Below are 16,595 nucleotides of genomic sequence, written 5' to 3'. Positions count from 1 at the left end.
CCACTTACTAATAATGTTTAATAAATCTGCATCTGTAATGTCTTTCTTTGTATCTGTTAAAGTCTTAAATTGACTAAAAGCCTCATTAATAATCTCTTTTGAAAAGTCAAATCCAAGTTCTTTTAGTTTGTCGGAAAAAGCATGACGGCCTGAGTGTTTACCTAATACTAATGAATTAGTAGAAAGCCCAATTAATGATGGCGGAATAATTTCATATGTTGTAGGCTCTTTTAAAACGCCATCTTGATGAATTCCTGATTCATGAGCGAATGCATTTGTACCAACAATCGCTTTATTCTTCTGGACAACCATACCGGTTAGACGACTAACAAGTTCACTTGTCTTTGTAATTTCATGTAATCGTAAATTCGTATTTTTACGATAAACATCTTCTCTAATATGTAGTGCAACTGCAATTTCTTCTAGTGCTGCATTTCCTGCTCTTTCGCCAATTCCATTAACTGTACACTCAACTTGATTTGCTCCAGCCTGTATTGCTGCTAACGAGTTTGCTACTGCCATTCCTAAGTCATCATGACAATGGCAAGAAAAAATAGCTTTATGGTAAGAAGGAACATGTTCTTGTAAATATTTAAATAAATCGTAGTATTCAGTAGGACTTGTATACCCTACTGTATCTGGTATATTGATAACGTCTGCACCTGCTTTAATCGCAGTCTCTGCAAATTCTGCAAGAAATGCCCGATCAGTGCGACATGCATCTTCAGCTGAAATTTGTACTTTTGGAAAAAAAGATTTAGCTAATGAAACACAATGTTTAGCAGTTTCCAATACTTCTAATCTAGTCATATTTAGTTTATATTTCATATGAATGTCACTGGTCGCTAAGAAAATATGAAGTCTCGGTTCTGCTGCATTTTTTAACGCATCCCATGCTGTTTTAATATCTGAATCTTTTGCGCGAGAAAGGCTAGAGACGGAGACAGAACGAATCTGTCTCGCAATCTCTTGAACACCTAAAAAGTCACCTTCTGAGGAAGCGGCAAAACCAGCTTCAATGATATCAACACCTAAAGACTCTAGTTGTCTAGCAATTTCGAGCTTTTCAAATCGATTTAAATTAACCCCTGGAGATTGTTCGCCATCACGTAATGTTGTATCAAGAAACTGAATTTTACTCATTTTTTACTTCACCTCGACCTTTTCTTTTCTTTGGATAAATGGCATCATTGCACGAAGTTTTTCGCCTACTTCTTCTAATTGATGTTGTTTTTCACTTTCATTAATTTTATTGAATACTGGACGACCATTTTTATTTTCGTTAATCCAACCTTTCGCAAATGTACCATCTTGAATTTCTGCTAAAATATCTTTCATCGCTAATTTTGATTCATTTGCAACGACTCTTGGACCAGAAACGAAATCGCCCCACTGCGCTGTATCAGAGATTGAATATCTCATGTAGCTCATACCGCCTTCGTACATTAAATCAACGATGAGTTTTAATTCGTGCAAACATTCGAAATATGCTACTTCTGGTTGATATCCTGCTTCAACTAAAGTTTCAAATCCTGATTTTACTAATGATGTAACTCCACCACATAATACCGCTTGTTCACCAAATAAATCTGTTTCAGTTTCTTCTTTAAATGTTGTTTCAAGTACTCCTGCTCTTGTAGAACCAATTCCTTCAGCGTAAGAAAGAGCTACGTTTTTTGCTTCACCAGTTACATCTTGGTATACAGCAAATAATGCTGGAACTGCTGCACCATCGACAAAAGTACGTCTTACAAGATGACCTGGTCCTTTTGGAGCTACTAAAAATACATCTACATTTGCTGGAGGAACAATTTGATCAAAATGAACATTAAATCCATGTGCAAACGCAAGCGCATTACCATTTTCTAAGTAAGGTTCGATTTCATTTTTATATACATTTGGTTGATGCTCATCTGGTAATAAAATCATTACTACATCTGCCGCCTTTGAAGCCTCAGCAACAGTAGTTACATGTAATCCATCATTCACAGCAGTATCCCATGATTTTCCAGGTCGACAACCAACTACAACTTTATGTCCATTTTCATGTAGATTTAAAGCGTGTGCGTGACCTTGTGATCCATACCCAATTACTGCAATCGTTTTCTCAACTAATACGTTTTCCTTCACATCTGTACCATAATAAACTTTAGCCATTTTTAAATTCCTCCAATTTTTTTGTTTTATGTTTTATATTTTTAATTAATAAGAGAGTAGCTTTTGAGCATGCTCCTTATGTTTAGCAGATCTAGTAAATGCAGTTACACCTGTACGAGCTATTTCTTTTAGTTCGAAAGGTCTTAATAATTCAATCAAAGCCTCAACTTTATCAGAGGTACCTGTTACTTGAACGACAATCTGATCTCGACTTACATCAATAACGGATGCTCGAAATGGTTCAATTAAACTGTAAATTTCATTTCTAGTAGTAGCATTTGTACTTACTTTAATTAATGCTAGTTCTCTAGCAATCACTGAATCTTCAGTTATATCAGCTACTTTTATGACATCAATTTGCTTATGAAGCTGTTTAATCAATTGTTCAACCTGTTGTAGATCATCTACATGAACGACAAAAGTAATTCTTGAAATATGATCTTGTTCTGTATGACCTACAGAAATACTTTCAATATTAAATCGCCTTCTTGAAATAACACCTGTAATTCTATTAAGTACGCCACTGTTATTTAATACAGTCGATGTAATGACTCGTTTCATTATTTCACCCCTTCCATTTCGTGAATCCCTTTACCTGGTGGAACCATTGGTGTAACGATTTCAGCTTGATGTACTCTGCAATCAATTAATACTGGTCCATCAAATTCAATGGCTTCTCTTAATTGATTTTCAACTAAATTTGGATCTGATATCGTCATTCCTTTAATGCCATATGCTTCTGCAAGTTTAGTAAAACTAGGTTGGCAGTCTAATAGAGAACTAGAGAAGCGGTCATTATAAAATGCTGATTGCCACTGTCTTACCATTCCTAGGGCTGCATTGTTTAAAATTAAAATTTTGACTGGTAAATTATGTTCCTTAATCATGCTCATTTCTTGCAATGTCATTTGAAATCCAGCATCACCAACGATGGCGACAACAAGTTCATCTGGTTTTGCAAATTGTGCACCAATTGCTGAAGGTAATCCAAATCCCATTGTTCCAAGTCCACCAGATGTGATCCATTTATGTGGTTCTTTAAATGGATAATACTGAGCAGCCCACATTTGATGTTGACCTACATCTGTAGAAATAGTAGCTCTCCCCTTTGTAATTGAGTGGAGTAAAGTTAAGACCGTTTGTGGTTTAATCACCTCACTACTTGCTTCATACTGTAAAGGAAAGTCTTCTTTACGATTTTTAAGGAGCTCAAGCCATTCGCTATGATTCTGTTTATCTACCTCTTGTTTTAACAAAACCTTTAGTACTTCTTTAGCACATCCAACGATTGGAATATTTGTTGGAATAACCTTGTTTATTTCAGCTGGATCGATATCGATATGTGCTACGACTGCATTTTTAGCAAAGTGTACTAAATTGCCTGTTAATCGATCATCAAATCTTGCTCCGATATTAATGAGCAAATCACTTTCGTACATTGCCATATTTGCTGTATAAGTACCGTGCATCCCACCCATTCCAAGGAATAATTCCTCATTTGCTGGAAATCCCCCTAAGCCTAACAATGTATTAACAACTGGGAGATTAAACTTTTTTATAAATTCAGTAAACTCTTTAGCCGCTTTTGCATGTAAAATGCCTGCACCTGCTAAGACAACTGGTTTTTTTGCTTTTTCAATCGCTGCTACGAGCTTTGTAATTTGAATAAAATTTGGTTCATATGTCGGTTGATAACCTGGTAATTGAACTTCTACTTCGTCCTTTTTCACTCCTTTTTCAGCCATCATATTTTTAGGTAGATCAATTACAACTGGACCTTGTCGGCCGGTTGAAGCAATATGAAATGCTTCTTTTACGATTTGTGGAACATCTTCTACATTTCGAACTTGGTAGTTGTGTTTTGTAACTGGCATTGTTATACCAATAACATCTGCTTCTTGAAAGGCATCAGTACCAATTACATTTGTAGCAACCTGCCCAGTGAAAACAACTAAAGGTAGGGAATCCATCATCGCATCTGCTAGACCCGTTACGACATTTGTTGCCCCTGGACCACTCGTAGCAATTACTACACCTGGTCGACCAGTTACTCTTGCATATCCTTCTGCCGCATGGATTGCACCCTGTTCATGCCTTGATAGAATGTGGGGAATATCAGCATCATAAAGTGCATCATATAATGGTAATACTGCCCCTCCAGGGTAACCAAAAATCATTTCAACATTTTCTTCTTTCAAAGCATCAATTAATAAATTTGCACCTGACTTCTGTTTTGACAGAGTTCTCATCGAATGATGACTCATTTCTAAATTTCCCTCCATTTTCGGATAAAATTTATCCATTTATTCGCAATAAAAAAAGCCATGACTCCACACTTCAGCAGATGCTGAAGGGGCGAAAGACTTTTCGCGGTACCACCCTTCTTCTTAGGTATATAACCTAACTTTGGGATTTTGGATAACCAAAATCTAGCTATAACGTAGCCAACGTTCAGGCCTACAAATAATTTTTCAGCCTGACACTCAAGAGTGAGTTTCATTAATCAAGGCCATCGGTTCACACCATCCACCGACTCTCTGAAGATCCTTTTCATAACTACTTTTCTCTTTCATTGCTTTTTCATATTTTTAAAATTCCACCTGTATTAGCAGAAGTAACTAATTTTGCATATCTTGCTAAATAACCTGTTTTTACTTTCGGTTCATGCAATTCAACCGATTGTTTTCGAGTTTCTAAAACTTCATTTGAAACTGATAATGTAATACTTCTTGATAAAAGATCGATAATGATTTCATCACCGTCTTCAATATATGCGATTGGTCCACCTTCAGCTGCCTCTGGAGAAATATGTCCTATTGCAATTCCTCGGGTAGCACCTGAAAAACGACCATCTGTAATTAAAGCAACCTTTGTTCCTAGTCCTCTACCAACAATAGATGAAGTTGGTGCGAGCATTTCAGGCATTCCAGGTCCTCCTTTTGGACCTTCATATCGAATTACAACGACATGCCCTTCTTTTACGAGCCCTCCATCAATTGCTTCAACCGCTTCATCATGTGAGTTAAAACAAATTGCTTCGCCTATAAATGTTTGAATTGAAGGGTCAACTGCACCTACTTTAATAACTGATCCATCTGGCGCAAGATTACCATGTAATATTGATAATCCTCCTGTCTCAGAATAAGGATTTTCTTTTTTACGAATTACTTCACTATTTGAGATTGTAGCTTCTTGCACATTCTCGAATAAAGTTTTTCCTGTAATCGTAATGCGTTCACTATTAATTGCTCCTGGTATTGTAGTAAGTTCTTTAATAATTGCTGGAACTCCGCCTGCTAAATGCACATCATGCATTGAGTAATGCGAAGCGGGACTAATTTTTGATAAGTAAGGTACTCTTCTCGCTACATCATTAATATCTTTTAAGTCGTATTCAATTCCTGCTTCGTTTGCAATTGCCATTAAGTGTAAAACTGTGTTTGTCGAACCACCCATTGCCATATCTAATGCAAACGCATCATCAATTGCCTCTTTTGTAATAATATCTCTTGGTTTAATATCTTTTTCAATACAGTCCATTAAATGATAGGCTGCATCACGAATTAATTTATGTCTGTCTTTACTGGTTGCAAGGATTGTTCCGTTGTATGGTAGTGCTACACCAAGCATTTCCATAATGCAATTCATTGAATTTGCTGTAAACATTCCTGAACATGATCCACAAGTTGGACATGCCGATTTTTCAATATCGAGTAATTCTTCAACACTCATTTTACCTGATTTAAAAGCTCCAACCCCTTCAAATACTGAAACAAGAGATAAAGCTTTTCCGTCTTTAGAAAGCCCACCAGCCATTGGTCCGCCTGATACGAAAACCGCTGGTACATTTGTACGAACAGATGCCATCAGCATTCCCGGTGTGATCTTATCACAATTTGGCATATAGAATACTCCATCAAACCAATGTGCATTAACGACTGTTTCAGCAGCATCAGCAATAATTTCCCTACTAGGGAGAGAGTACCTCATTCCAATATGCCCCATTGCGATTCCATCATCGACACCAATCGTATTAAACTCAAATGGTACTCCACCAGCATCTCGAATCGCTTGTTTTACTACATCAGCCATTTCTCTTAAATGAATATGACCTGGAACTATATCAATATATGAATTACAAACTGCAATAAACGGTTTATGAAAATCTTCTTCTTTGACGCCTGCCGCTAATAATAAACTACGATGCGGCGCTCGATCGATTCCTTTTTTTATCATGTCACTTCGCACAATTTATCACCCTTGTTTTACGTAAATTTTTTCTCCGTCTTCTACTACTAATTGACGAAATGCTTGTAATAAACGCTGTGTATTTGGACCAGGTTTACCATTACCAATCACTCGGCCATCTACTTTAGATACACCAATTACTTCGGCTGCTGTTCCTGTTAAGAAAACTTCATCTGCAATATAAACATCATGTCTAGTAAATAATTTTTCTTCTACCTCATAACCTAATGTGTCGCCTAGTTCCATAATTGCATTTCTTGTAATTCCTTCTAATGCACCTGCTGAACTTGGTGGAGTAATTAACTTATTTCCTTTTACTAAGAAAACATTATCTCCTGACCCTTCAGCTACGAAACCTTGATCATTTAGCATAAGCGCTTCTTGAACACCTGCTAATTTAGCTTCAATTTTTACTAATATATTATTTAAGTAATTTAAAGACTTAATTTGTGGATTTAATACATCACTTCGATTTCTTCTCGTTGCTACTGTTACAATTTCCATCCCATTGTCATATAGTTCTTGTGGAAAAAGTGCTAGTTGTTCTGCAATGACAACTACATTTGCTCTTAAACATGAAGCTGGATCCAATCCTAAATTTCCTTCACCTCTTGAGACGACGAGTCGAATATAACCACTATGTAAGTTATTACGATTGACTGTTTCAACAACAATTTGAGTTAATTCTTCCAAAGAGTAAGGAATCGTTAATAAAATTGATTTTGCTGATTCGTATAATCGAATTAGATGTTCTTTTAAGCGAAATACATTACCTTCATATACGCGAATTCCTTCGAATACTCCATCTCCATATAGATATCCATGATCATATACAGAAACTTTAGCATCCTGCTTTTGAACGAATTCACCATTTAGAAAAATCTGCTGGGCTGTCACGGTTAATCCTCCTCAAGAGTTAAAATATTTGTACTTACTTTATTCCAATCTCAGAAATTAATCAACAAGTTTTTAGAAAATTTAAAATTCACAATTTATTCAAAAACAGTATAAATATTGATAAATCAACAATGAAAACCTTTACATTTTTTCAAAATAATTTTTCGACAAAATTTTTCTCTTGAAACATTTTTTCAAAAGGATTATCATATGGTTACTTTAAACAGAATTTTCTGTAAATTAAAAATCGGAGGCGAGTAAAATGGCTACTTTACAAATTAATGGGACTGTTAACGAAATCAATGAAGTGTTGAAGGTAATGAGTAATCATTTTGACATTCAGATTAGAGACGAAAAATCCGATCTGGAGTATTCAGTCGATTTCTTAAACGAAGAATGGGAAAATGATTCTTTTGTAAGCGAGATGTTAACTGGAGCTTATAACGATTAAACAGCAATTATTTTATCGTATAATAACAAAATGAGGGATCCCGAAAATTAAGGGAACCCTCTTTTTTATTAGCTTAAAAGAAATGGCAACTAATAGTACATTTGAACTATCCGAATAATACATAACTAACTTACTCCATTCAAAAAAGGGAACCCTCATAGATCAGTTACCTGACTTATGAGAAGCCCCATCTAAAATCATTTTTTCAACAAGCCTTCATCCTTCAAAAACTCCTTGGCAACACTTTCAGCAGACTTTCCTTCAATATTCACTTTGTAATTCATTTCTCTCATTTCATCATCTGTTATTTTATTGTTTAATTTATTTAGTATTTTTTCCACTTTAGGATATTTTTCAAGTGTTTCTTGTCTTAAGAGTGGAGCACATTGATATGGTGGAAATAAGTTTTTATCATCTTCTAACACTTTCATGTTATAACTTTGAAGTTCACTATCAGTAGAATACGCGTCGATTATTGAGAGATCTCCTCTCTGTATGGCTTCATATCTTAATTTTGGCTCCATCGTTTTTAAATTTTGAAACTTCAGACCATATAATTTTTGCAAACCTAAATATCCATCTTCACGATCTGTAAATTCTAAAGTGAACCCTGCCTTTAATTGATTTTCAACACGGGTTGCATCTGAAATCGTTTTAATACCCAATTGTTTTGAAATTTTTTCTGGTACTGCTAATGCATATGTGTCATTAAATTTCATTGGTTCTAAATAAGTTAAATTATACTTTTTTGCTAAACCTTTGGCAGCTTGTTCATACACTGCTTTTGCATCATTACTTACGGCCTTTTCTTTTAAAAATGTAGAAACGACTGTGCCTGTATATTCTGGATAAATATCAATATCACCTTTTTTTAATGCATTAAAAACAAATGTCGTTTTACCAAAATTAGGCTTAACTTCAACATTTAAATTTGTTTCGTTCTCAATCAATAATTTATACATATTCATAATAATTTCTGGTTCAGCACCTAATTTCCCAGCGATGACAAGATCTGTTTTATTCCAAGATTTAATGGTTAATGGGGAAAATAATAATGCTAATAAAATAAAACAAATCGTAATTATTCTCAATGAAAAACTCTTAAAACTCGATTTCTCAATTAATCTTAAAATAAAATCAAATAAAATTGCTAAAAGTGCTGATGGAATTGCCCCTAAAATAATAAGATTCATATCATTTCGGTCAATTCCGAGTAATATTAAGCTTCCTAAGCCCCCTGCTCCGATTAGTGCTGCGATTGTGGCAGTTCCAATAATAATTACCATTGCAGTACGAATTCCAGCCATCATAACTGGTAAAGCTAGCGGTAATTCTACTTTAAAAAGCCTCTGCCTACTATTCATTCCTAATCCGGTAGCTGCTTCTAATAAAATTGGATCAATCTCCTTAATACCGGTATATGTATTTCTCAAAATCGGCAATAATGCATATACACTTAACGCGATTACCGCTGGAATCTTTCCAATACCGACTAATGGAATTAATATGCCTAACAATGCCAACGAAGGGATTGTTTGAATAACAGCTGTAGTTCCTATCACAAACTCAGCGAGAACCTTTTTCTTCGTTAAGTAAATTCCAATTGGTACAGCTAAAAGAATTGCAATGATTAATGCAAATACTGAAATTTGAATATGCTCTAACAATGCTGTTAACAATTGTTCTTTTCGATTTGTAAGAGTCGATGTAAATGAAGAGAGAATCATCTTAAATCCCCTCCTTCAAGACAGCTTTACTACGATAGTTGTCTATAAATTGTTCGACGAATGGGTTAATTGGATTATTTAACACTTCATCCTTCGTACCTACTTGAACTAATTCACCTCCGTGCATGATACCTATCCGATCTCCTAAATAAAATGCTTCATCCAAATCATGTGTAACAAATAGGATTGATTTATTTATCTTAGTTTTTAATAGATTCAAATCTTTTTGTAATTGTAATCTTGTAATTGGATCTAATGCACTAAACGGCTCATCCATTAGCAATAGATTTGGGTTTCCTGCTAAGGCCCTCGCTACACCTACACGCTGTTGTTGCCCACCCGATAATTCCGAAACTGATCTTTTACTAAATTCCTGCGGATTTAATTTTACTAATTCAAGTAATTCTGCGACTCGAGCTTTAATCTGCGCTTTACTCCATTTTTTCAATTCCGGCACGATCGAAATGTTTTCTTCGACATTCAAATGTGGGAATAAAGCAATTTGTTGAAGGACATATCCAAAATCTCGCCTCAACTTGTGTTCATCATAATCTTTAATATTTTTATCATTATAAAAAATTTCTCCATCTGTCGGCTTAATTAATCTATTTATTAATTTAATTGTTGACGTTTTTCCACAACCACTCGGACCAATCAAAACAAAGCATTCACCTGCTTGAATTGAAAATGATAAATCTTGAACCCCATAATTTCCATTTGAAAACTTAAAAGATACATCATGAAATTGAATCATTCTAGTCCTCCCTTTTTAAGATACTTATTAATATATATAGTTAGGGGACAAGTTTTCTTATGCTTTAAGTAGAAAAAATTAGGACATATCAAATTTGTGAGGAATTGTAGTCGTGTAGTTCGATGGTTGGAATTTATAGTTTAATAGTAACTAATTCAAATTTTTCAAATAATGGTCTAGTGATTTACGTCAATCATACCTCTGCAAAGTAAAGGATTTTGCTGGGTAATTCTTGTTTTATAATGGGGGAATATTTTATAACTGATATAAAAGGCGCAACTTAAATTTTATATTCTAAAATAAAGAGCGGCTCAAAAGTTAAAGTACTTTTGAGTACGCTCTTTTTAATTTTTTTAAAACTGTTTAGCTAATATAGACGGTTTCAACTCACTTATATTTTTTTGTCCTGATAAAGCCATCGTTAGATCAAAATCAGCTAAAATATTTTTCATTACTTGCACTACTCCATTTTTACCTGCGAGTGCTAAGCCGTACATATATGGTCTACCAATTAAAACTGCATCAGCACCAATTGCTAATGCTTTATAAATATCTGAGCCTCTTCTAATGCCACTATCCATTAAAATTGGTAATCTACCTTTTAACTCACTACATATACTTTCTAATGCATCTAAAGTACTAATCGTTCCATCAACCTGTCTTCCACCATGGTTCGAAACGACAATGCCATCCATACCATATTCAAGCGCAAGCATCGCATCATCCTTGTGTAAAATTCCCTTTAATAAAATAGGTAATTTCGTTTGACTTCGTAAAAATGATAAATCATCCCACGTTAATGAAGGATTACCAAATAATTTTGTCCATAATAGAATGGCAGATTGAGGATCCTCCTCAGGTGTATTATTTAATCTTGAGCGAAACACAGGATCTTCTAAATAGTTACCAATACCTTGTCTTTGTAAAAATGGTAAATAGGCATTTTCAATATCTTTCTCTCTCCAACCCATGATTGAAGTATCAAGAGTAATAACAATTGCTTCGTACCCATTTGCTTCGGCACGTTTAATCATACTTGCTGCAATTTCCATATCACTACTACAATATAATTGGTACCATTTGGGAGCATCTCCTAATACATTTGACACCTTTTCCAATGAATAAGTTGATGCTGTACTAGTTATATAAGGAATTTGCAATTCAGCTGCTGCTCTACAAGCTTCAAGCTCTCCCTCTGGATGGGCAATAGATTGCACACCAATTGGAGCAAATAAAACCGGCGAATTATATGTTTTACCAAATAAATTTATACTAATATCACGCTCAGCAACATTTCGTAGCATTCTCGGTACAATTTTCCACTTATCGAATGCTAATCGATTATCATTCATCGATCGCTCATTACCCGCGCCACCCGCTATATAATAAAAAGGCTCCTCTGCTAATTTCTCTTTAGCCAGCCTCTCTAAATCTTCAAATCTAACAGGAATCTCACTTTTCTTCCCACTACCATATATTTGCAATTGAATATTATTTCCAAAATTATTCATTCGAAACACATCCTTAAAAAATATTGTAACCGTTTACATATTCTAATTTATATCTGATAAATCCTTTAATTTTCTTAATAAACCATTCGACATTTTATGTAATTTGTAAAATAGCTCTTTCATCGGTTTGTTTAAGATCACTTGAAACACTATTTTTTTTTATATTACAAATCTACAAAACTTGCATTAATCCTTAAATTTACAATTCCAAATAAAATAAGTATACATGCGTCATTTATAATACATTTTTCCGACATAATATACTTACAATTCTGTGAATAATTTAATATTCCATTGTATCTTTATTAATTTAATTTAAAATGACACTCATACTTATTTAGTATGTTGATGTTTTTCGTTAAACTATCTAGTTAAGTAAAAAGTTTAAAAAGAAAAGGAGCGCATTATGAGTAATCTATTAAGAATCACTCTACCTGGATTAGCAATTTTCATCTTTATCTTGATTGATACTATGAATCCAGAAAGCAAAAATATTATAGTAGGAATCTATTTGTTTTTCCCATTAGTTTTTATAGCTCAAGGTATAATTAGTGCAAGTTCAAAAAAAATATTGATTATTGGAATTTTAACATCATCTTTAGCTGTGATCTTGCCAATTTCATATTTGTATAATATGGGCACTATGTTAATTCCAGTGATAATTTATATTTTATTAGGGCTATTATTTTTTTTCATTTCAAGAGTGAATAAAGGTAAAAGCTCTTTGCCATAAAACAGATGTTTTAATTTGTTCTTTAAGCAGTTTAATTACAATCAGCCTATACTCACCTCTCCATCTCTTTGCATAGAAAAAAAATCACAAATTCCATATGATTAAGTAGTAATTTCTTAAACTTGAAAGATTAATTTGTTCTTAAATATTGTAAATTCGTGTACAAATAGAATAAGTTAATTTTTTGAACATATAAGGATCTTGGAGTGATTGTGGTTTATCAATACATTTTATAAGAGATCTTATTTAATAGGAGAGATTGTGGAGAAATTTTAATAAATAACAATCAAACCTTTTTATTTTTTAGGATATAAAAATACTAAGGTGGTGTTAGTTTGAAGCACTCTGATTGGATAAAACTAAGTGTTAGACTAGCTTACGAAAATTTATTAAATAAAAATGGTGGGCCATTTGGGGCAGTAATTGTAAAAGATGGGAAAGTAATTGGTGCCGGTGTTAATGGCGTAACAACTTTAAATGATCCAACTGCACATGCTGAGGTGCAAGCCATTCGAAATGCATGTCAGAATTTAGGTACATCCTCACTAAATGATGCTGTCTTATACACAAGCTGTGAACCATGTCCAATGTGTTTAAGTGCAGCTTATTGGTCTAAAATTTCAAAAATATATTATTTCTTCACAAAAGATGATGCTGCGAATATTGGATTTGATGATGCACATATTTACGACGAATTTTCTCTGCCATATGAGAATCGAACATTACCAAGCGAACAAATTATTATTAATGTAAAAGATTATGAAAACCCTTTCAAAGTATGGTCCAGTAATGAACTACATGCAAATTTTTAATAGAATATAAAAAGGTTGCCTATTACTCAATGGCAACCTTTTTGATTTATAAAATTGTAATAATTAATCTAAATTATTCTCTTCTTCTGTCGGTTCAATTTCCACTAAATTTAAAGAATCAACTTTTTCCTTCTCAATCTCTTTCCAAATTTTATACTTTTCAATATCTTTATTTAATTGTTTAAAAGTATAAGCTAAAATTGTTGCATCATCTAAAAAACCTAAACCTACTATAAAATCAGGTATTAAATCAAACGGACTTACAAAATAGATTAATGCACCTATTACAGTTAAAATTGATTTCGTAGAAATATCTCGATAGCTTCCATTCATATATGCTTTAAATAAATCAATAAACAAATTGACTTTTTCCCAAGCTTCACCAAGTGCTCCTTTTTTAGTAGGTGCTAACTTTGCTGCTTTTTTCAATAAATGAGTAGATTTTTCTTTATTTCCTAAATAGGAAGAAGCCTTCTTTAAGTATTTTTGAAAAAATTTATTTTTATTTAACTCAGACATTCTTTCTCCTCCCTTTTTTCTATTTTATCAAATATGAAAAGAAGATAAAAGTCCGAAAAAAACCACTAATCTAATGATTAGTGGTTTCAGTTATTAAAAATTCGTAATTACATTTTGTATAAAGATTCTACTTGCTTTTGTAAATCTTTATTTTCTAAGAACTCATCATACGTACACTCTTTATCAACTAAACCGTTTGGTGTTACTTCAATGATACGGTTTGCAATTGTTTGAATGAACTGATGGTCATGTGATGTAAATAATGCAGTACCTTTGAATGCAATTAAACCATTATTTAATGCTGTAATTGACTCTAAGTCTAAGTGGTTAGTCGGATCATCTAATACTAATACGTTCGCTCCACTTAACATCATTTTTGAAAGCATACAACGAACTTTTTCTCCCCCAGAAAGTACAGAAGCTTTTTTCATTACTTCTTCTCCTGAGAATAGCATGCGTCCTAAAAATCCTCGTAAGAAGCTTTCAGACTCATCTTGTGGAGAGAATTGACGTAACCATTCGATTAAGTTCATATCACTTTTTTCAAAGAACTCAGAGTTATCTTTAGGGAAGAATGCTTGTGAAGTTGTTACACCCCATTTAAATGAACCAGAATCCGCCTCAATTTCACCCATTAAAATTTTAAATAAAGTTGAAATTGCAACATCGTTTTTACCAACAAAAGCAATTTTATCACCTTTATTTACTGTAAATCGTACATTATCTAATACTTTTTCGCCATCAACTGTTTTTGAAATTCCTTCAACTGTTAATAAATCATTTCCAACTTCTCTCTCAGGCGTAAATCCAACGAATGGATAACGACGAGATGAAGGTCTGATGTCATCAAGAGTAATTTTATCTAAAAGTTTTTTACGTGAAGTAGCTTGTTTTGCTTTTGAAGCATTTGAGCTAAATCGTGCAATGAATCCTTGAAGTTCTTTAATTTTCTCTTCTTTTTTCTTATTAGCATCAGACATTAATCTTTGAGCCAATTGACTTGATTCATACCAGAAATCATAGTTACCAACATAAAGTTGAATTTTACCGAAATCTAAATCAGCCATATGTGTACAAACTTGATTTAAGAAGTGACGGTCATGTGATACTACGATAACTGTGTTTTCAAAGTTAATTAAGAAGTTTTCTAACCATTGAACAGCTTTAAGATCTAAGTTATTCGTAGGCTCATCTAGTAAAAGAATATCTGGTTGACCAAATAATGCTTGAGCAAGTAAAACTTTTACTTTTTCTCCAGCTTGTAATTCGCCCATTTTTTTATAATGTAAGTCTTCAGTAATGCCTAGACCTTTTAATAAAATCGCAGCTTCTGATTCAGCTTCCCAACCATTTAACTCTGCAAACTCACCTTCAAGTTCTGCAGCTTTCATGCCGTCTTCTTCAGTGAAGTCTTCCTTCATATAGATTGCATCTTTTTCTTTCATTACTTCGAATAAACGAGTATGACCCATAATAACAGTTTGAAGAACTTCAAACTCTTCATATTCAAATTGGTTTTGTTTTAATACTGCAAGACGCTCACCTGGTGTTACAATTACATCGCCTGTTGAAGGCTCGATATCACCAGATAAAATTTTAATAAAAGTAGATTTACCTGCACCGTTCGCACCAATTAAACCGTAACAGTTACCTGGCGTAAATTTTATATTAACATCATCAAATAATTTTCTGTCCGCAAAACGCAAACTAACATTAGAAACTGTAATCATATTAATTTTATTCCTCCAACTCTTTTGCTCTACTCTTTACAATACCATATTTTAATAAGAAATTAAATTTTTTCTAAAATAATTTCAAAAACAATATCCTTTTTTTACTAAAAACATACAATTATTAATTTTTCATCTCTTTCTTAAAAGCGATATATGAATAAATTGTCGGGACCCCGACTAATAAAATAATCAATGGAATCACAACCATTCCCTTGTTGCTCACTGGCATCAAATAAAGCAATAAGAAACATAGTCCAATGATCATAAATAATCTTCCACTAACGCGATGTGTTTTTTTCCAAACATTTTCGCTACTTAATGTCCACGGTGTACGAACGCCTATAAAATAATTTGAACGAACATGTGGCATATAATTTCCAAGAAACATAAACAAAAATCCAATAAATAAAAAGCTCATCTGTCCAATATGAATGTTATAACCTAAACCATAAAATAAAACACTCATATTAATTAAAAAGAAAATAAATAATATTCCTGTTGCCATAAAGGATAGGCTTCTTTGGAAAAATTTATAATTCTCTTTTCTAGGATCAATCTTTGGTGTAAAAACTGGTAATAAATAAACAAAAATCATAATGACATGCAACTCAATAAATGTTTGTATTTTCGAATCGTAATTATTAACATGACCTGAAAAATCCCAATGAACAGGAAGTTGACTTGGTAGATCATGAAAGTTAACGATCCATAATACTAGTGAACAAATAAATAGTAAAATTGCTATTATATGCTTTTTCAAGATAGGTCTCCTCCCTTTTATTTTTCTTTAAAACTATACGCCCAACTAATAATTTCTTGAAAAACTGTCATATTTAAAGAATAGATAATAAACTGCCCTTTCTTTTCATCTTGAATTAACTGAGCTGACTTTAATATTTTAAGATGTTGAGAAATACTTGGTTTTGACATATCGAATTGTTCTGAGATTTCTCCGGCAGTTAAATCGTTCTCTTTTAATAAATCTAAAATTTTCCTTCGCGTTGGATCCGAAAGTGCTTTAAATAGTTCATTCACATTTCACACCTCAAATAA

Annotated in this window: 15 protein-coding genes, 1 pseudogene and 1 other annotated feature; of the genes and pseudogenes, 3 read left to right on the top strand and 13 right to left on the bottom strand. The window is 33.2% G+C overall.

Going from position 1 to position 16,595, the window contains the following annotated elements:
- Positions 1-21: 21 nt before the first annotated feature.
- The 6 genes and pseudogenes from ACFCYN_RS19020 to ilvE all read right to left on the bottom strand — a co-directional run.
- Positions 22-1,143: pseudogene (locus ACFCYN_RS19020) on the bottom strand (2-isopropylmalate synthase); the annotation flags it as partial.
- Positions 1,144-1,146: 3 nt separating this feature from the next.
- The gene (gene ilvC / locus ACFCYN_RS19015; protein ID WP_375951016.1) at positions 1,147-2,157 is read right to left on the bottom strand and encodes a ketol-acid reductoisomerase; all 1,011 of its coding nucleotides are present in this window, start codon (positions 2,155-2,157) and stop codon (positions 1,147-1,149) included.
- Between the two features lie 45 nt (positions 2,158-2,202).
- On the bottom strand, positions 2,203-2,718 hold the full coding sequence (gene ilvN / locus ACFCYN_RS19010) for an acetolactate synthase small subunit (protein ID WP_098120822.1): 516 nt from the start codon (positions 2,716-2,718) through the stop codon (positions 2,203-2,205).
- Positions 2,718-4,406 carry an acetolactate synthase large subunit gene (gene ilvB, locus ACFCYN_RS19005; protein ID WP_375951039.1) on the bottom strand — a complete coding sequence of 563 codons (1,689 nt, stop codon included), beginning with the start codon at positions 4,404-4,406 and terminating at the stop codon, positions 2,718-2,720. Before ilvB ends, ilvN begins: the two co-directional genes overlap by 1 nt.
- Positions 4,407-4,505: 99 nt before the next feature.
- Positions 4,506-4,739, bottom strand: a binding site (T-box leader).
- Positions 4,738-6,405 (bottom strand): dihydroxy-acid dehydratase, encoded by a 1,668-nt coding sequence (ilvD, locus tag ACFCYN_RS19000; protein ID WP_375951014.1) that lies wholly within the window; start codon positions 6,403-6,405, stop codon positions 4,738-4,740. It overlaps the preceding feature by 2 nt.
- Before the next feature lie 6 nt (positions 6,406-6,411).
- Positions 6,412-7,302, bottom strand: coding sequence for a branched-chain-amino-acid transaminase (gene ilvE / locus ACFCYN_RS18995; protein WP_172444795.1), 891 nt, complete (start codon positions 7,300-7,302; stop codon positions 6,412-6,414).
- Between the two features lie 262 nt (positions 7,303-7,564).
- Here ilvE and ACFCYN_RS18990 point away from each other — a divergent pair, with 262 nt between their 5' ends.
- Positions 7,565-7,753, top strand: a complete 189-nt coding sequence (locus ACFCYN_RS18990) for a hypothetical protein (RefSeq protein WP_172444796.1) — start codon at positions 7,565-7,567, stop codon at positions 7,751-7,753.
- A 197-nt stretch (positions 7,754-7,950) separates the two neighbouring features.
- Here the strand turns inward: ACFCYN_RS18990 and ACFCYN_RS18985 are convergent, their stop codons facing one another.
- From ACFCYN_RS18985 to ACFCYN_RS18975, 3 genes are all read right to left on the bottom strand, one after another.
- The gene (locus tag ACFCYN_RS18985) at positions 7,951-9,480 is read right to left on the bottom strand and encodes an ABC transporter permease/substrate-binding protein (protein WP_375951012.1); all 1,530 of its coding nucleotides are present in this window, start codon (positions 9,478-9,480) and stop codon (positions 7,951-7,953) included.
- Position 9,481: 1 nt separating this feature from the next.
- On the bottom strand, positions 9,482-10,234 hold the full coding sequence (locus tag ACFCYN_RS18980; protein ID WP_375951010.1) for an ABC transporter ATP-binding protein: 753 nt from the start codon (positions 10,232-10,234) through the stop codon (positions 9,482-9,484).
- A 353-nt stretch (positions 10,235-10,587) separates the two neighbouring features.
- Positions 10,588-11,745: a lactate 2-monooxygenase gene (locus ACFCYN_RS18975; protein ID WP_375951008.1), complete on the bottom strand. Its 1,158-nt coding sequence runs from the start codon at positions 11,743-11,745 to the stop codon at positions 10,588-10,590.
- Positions 11,746-12,151: 406 nt separating this feature from the next.
- Here ACFCYN_RS18975 and ACFCYN_RS18970 point away from each other — a divergent pair, with 406 nt between their 5' ends.
- Together ACFCYN_RS18970 and ACFCYN_RS18965 are read left to right on the top strand one after the other, a co-directional pair.
- Positions 12,152-12,478, top strand: coding sequence for a hypothetical protein (locus tag ACFCYN_RS18970; protein WP_172444800.1), 327 nt, complete (start codon positions 12,152-12,154; stop codon positions 12,476-12,478).
- Positions 12,479-12,813: 335 nt separating this feature from the next.
- Positions 12,814-13,290, top strand: coding sequence for a nucleoside deaminase (locus ACFCYN_RS18965; RefSeq protein ID WP_172444801.1), 477 nt, complete (start codon positions 12,814-12,816; stop codon positions 13,288-13,290).
- A gap of 63 nt (positions 13,291-13,353) precedes the next feature.
- Here ACFCYN_RS18965 and ACFCYN_RS18960 read toward each other — a convergent pair whose 3' ends face one another.
- The 4 genes from ACFCYN_RS18960 to ACFCYN_RS18945 form a co-directional block, all read right to left on the bottom strand.
- Positions 13,354-13,809 carry a YkvA family protein gene (locus tag ACFCYN_RS18960; protein ID WP_172444802.1) on the bottom strand — a complete coding sequence of 152 codons (456 nt, stop codon included), beginning with the start codon at positions 13,807-13,809 and terminating at the stop codon, positions 13,354-13,356.
- A gap of 107 nt (positions 13,810-13,916) precedes the next feature.
- Positions 13,917-15,539 carry an ABC-F family ATP-binding cassette domain-containing protein gene (locus ACFCYN_RS18955; RefSeq protein WP_172444803.1) on the bottom strand — a complete coding sequence of 541 codons (1,623 nt, stop codon included), beginning with the start codon at positions 15,537-15,539 and terminating at the stop codon, positions 13,917-13,919.
- A gap of 124 nt (positions 15,540-15,663) precedes the next feature.
- Positions 15,664-16,302, bottom strand: a complete 639-nt coding sequence (locus ACFCYN_RS18950; RefSeq protein WP_172444804.1) for an SdpI family protein — start codon at positions 16,300-16,302, stop codon at positions 15,664-15,666.
- A gap of 17 nt (positions 16,303-16,319) precedes the next feature.
- A complete protein-coding gene (locus ACFCYN_RS18945) occupies positions 16,320-16,577 on the bottom strand; it encodes an autorepressor SdpR family transcription factor (protein ID WP_098120833.1) in 258 nt (85 codons plus the stop codon).
- Positions 16,578-16,595 lie beyond the last annotated feature (18 nt).

Origin of the sequence: Gottfriedia sp. NPDC056225 (genome assembly GCF_042267765.1) — a bacterium.
GTDB lineage: Bacteria > Bacillota > Bacilli > Bacillales > Bacillaceae_G > Gottfriedia.
This window is presented reverse-complemented; position numbering and strand designations above follow the sequence as displayed.

What these genes read in the sequence shown, in the direction of transcription:
- ilvC (WP_375951016.1), bottom strand. Translation starts at nt 2,157, where the DNA reads ATGGCTAAAGTTTATTATGGTACAGATGTGAAGGAAAACGTATTAGTT.
- ilvN (WP_098120822.1), bottom strand. Translation starts at nt 2,718, where the DNA reads ATGAAACGAGTCATTACATCGACTGTATTAAATAACAGTGGCGTACTT.
- ilvB (WP_375951039.1), bottom strand. Translation starts at nt 4,406, where the DNA reads ATGAGAACTCTGTCAAAACAGAAGTCAGGTGCAAATTTATTAATTGAT.
- ACFCYN_RS18990 (WP_172444796.1), top strand. Translation starts at nt 7,565, where the DNA reads ATGGCTACTTTACAAATTAATGGGACTGTTAACGAAATCAATGAAGTG.
- ACFCYN_RS18985 (WP_375951012.1), bottom strand. Translation starts at nt 9,480, where the DNA reads ATGATTCTCTCTTCATTTACATCGACTCTTACAAATCGAAAAGAACAA.
- ACFCYN_RS18980 (WP_375951010.1), bottom strand. Translation starts at nt 10,234, where the DNA reads ATGATTCAATTTCATGATGTATCTTTTAAGTTTTCAAATGGAAATTAT.
- ACFCYN_RS18975 (WP_375951008.1), bottom strand. Translation starts at nt 11,745, where the DNA reads ATGAATAATTTTGGAAATAATATTCAATTGCAAATATATGGTAGTGGG.
- ACFCYN_RS18970 (WP_172444800.1), top strand. Translation starts at nt 12,152, where the DNA reads ATGAGTAATCTATTAAGAATCACTCTACCTGGATTAGCAATTTTCATC.
- ACFCYN_RS18960 (WP_172444802.1), bottom strand. Translation starts at nt 13,809, where the DNA reads ATGTCTGAGTTAAATAAAAATAAATTTTTTCAAAAATACTTAAAGAAG.
- ACFCYN_RS18955 (WP_172444803.1), bottom strand. Translation starts at nt 15,539, where the DNA reads ATGATTACAGTTTCTAATGTTAGTTTGCGTTTTGCGGACAGAAAATTA.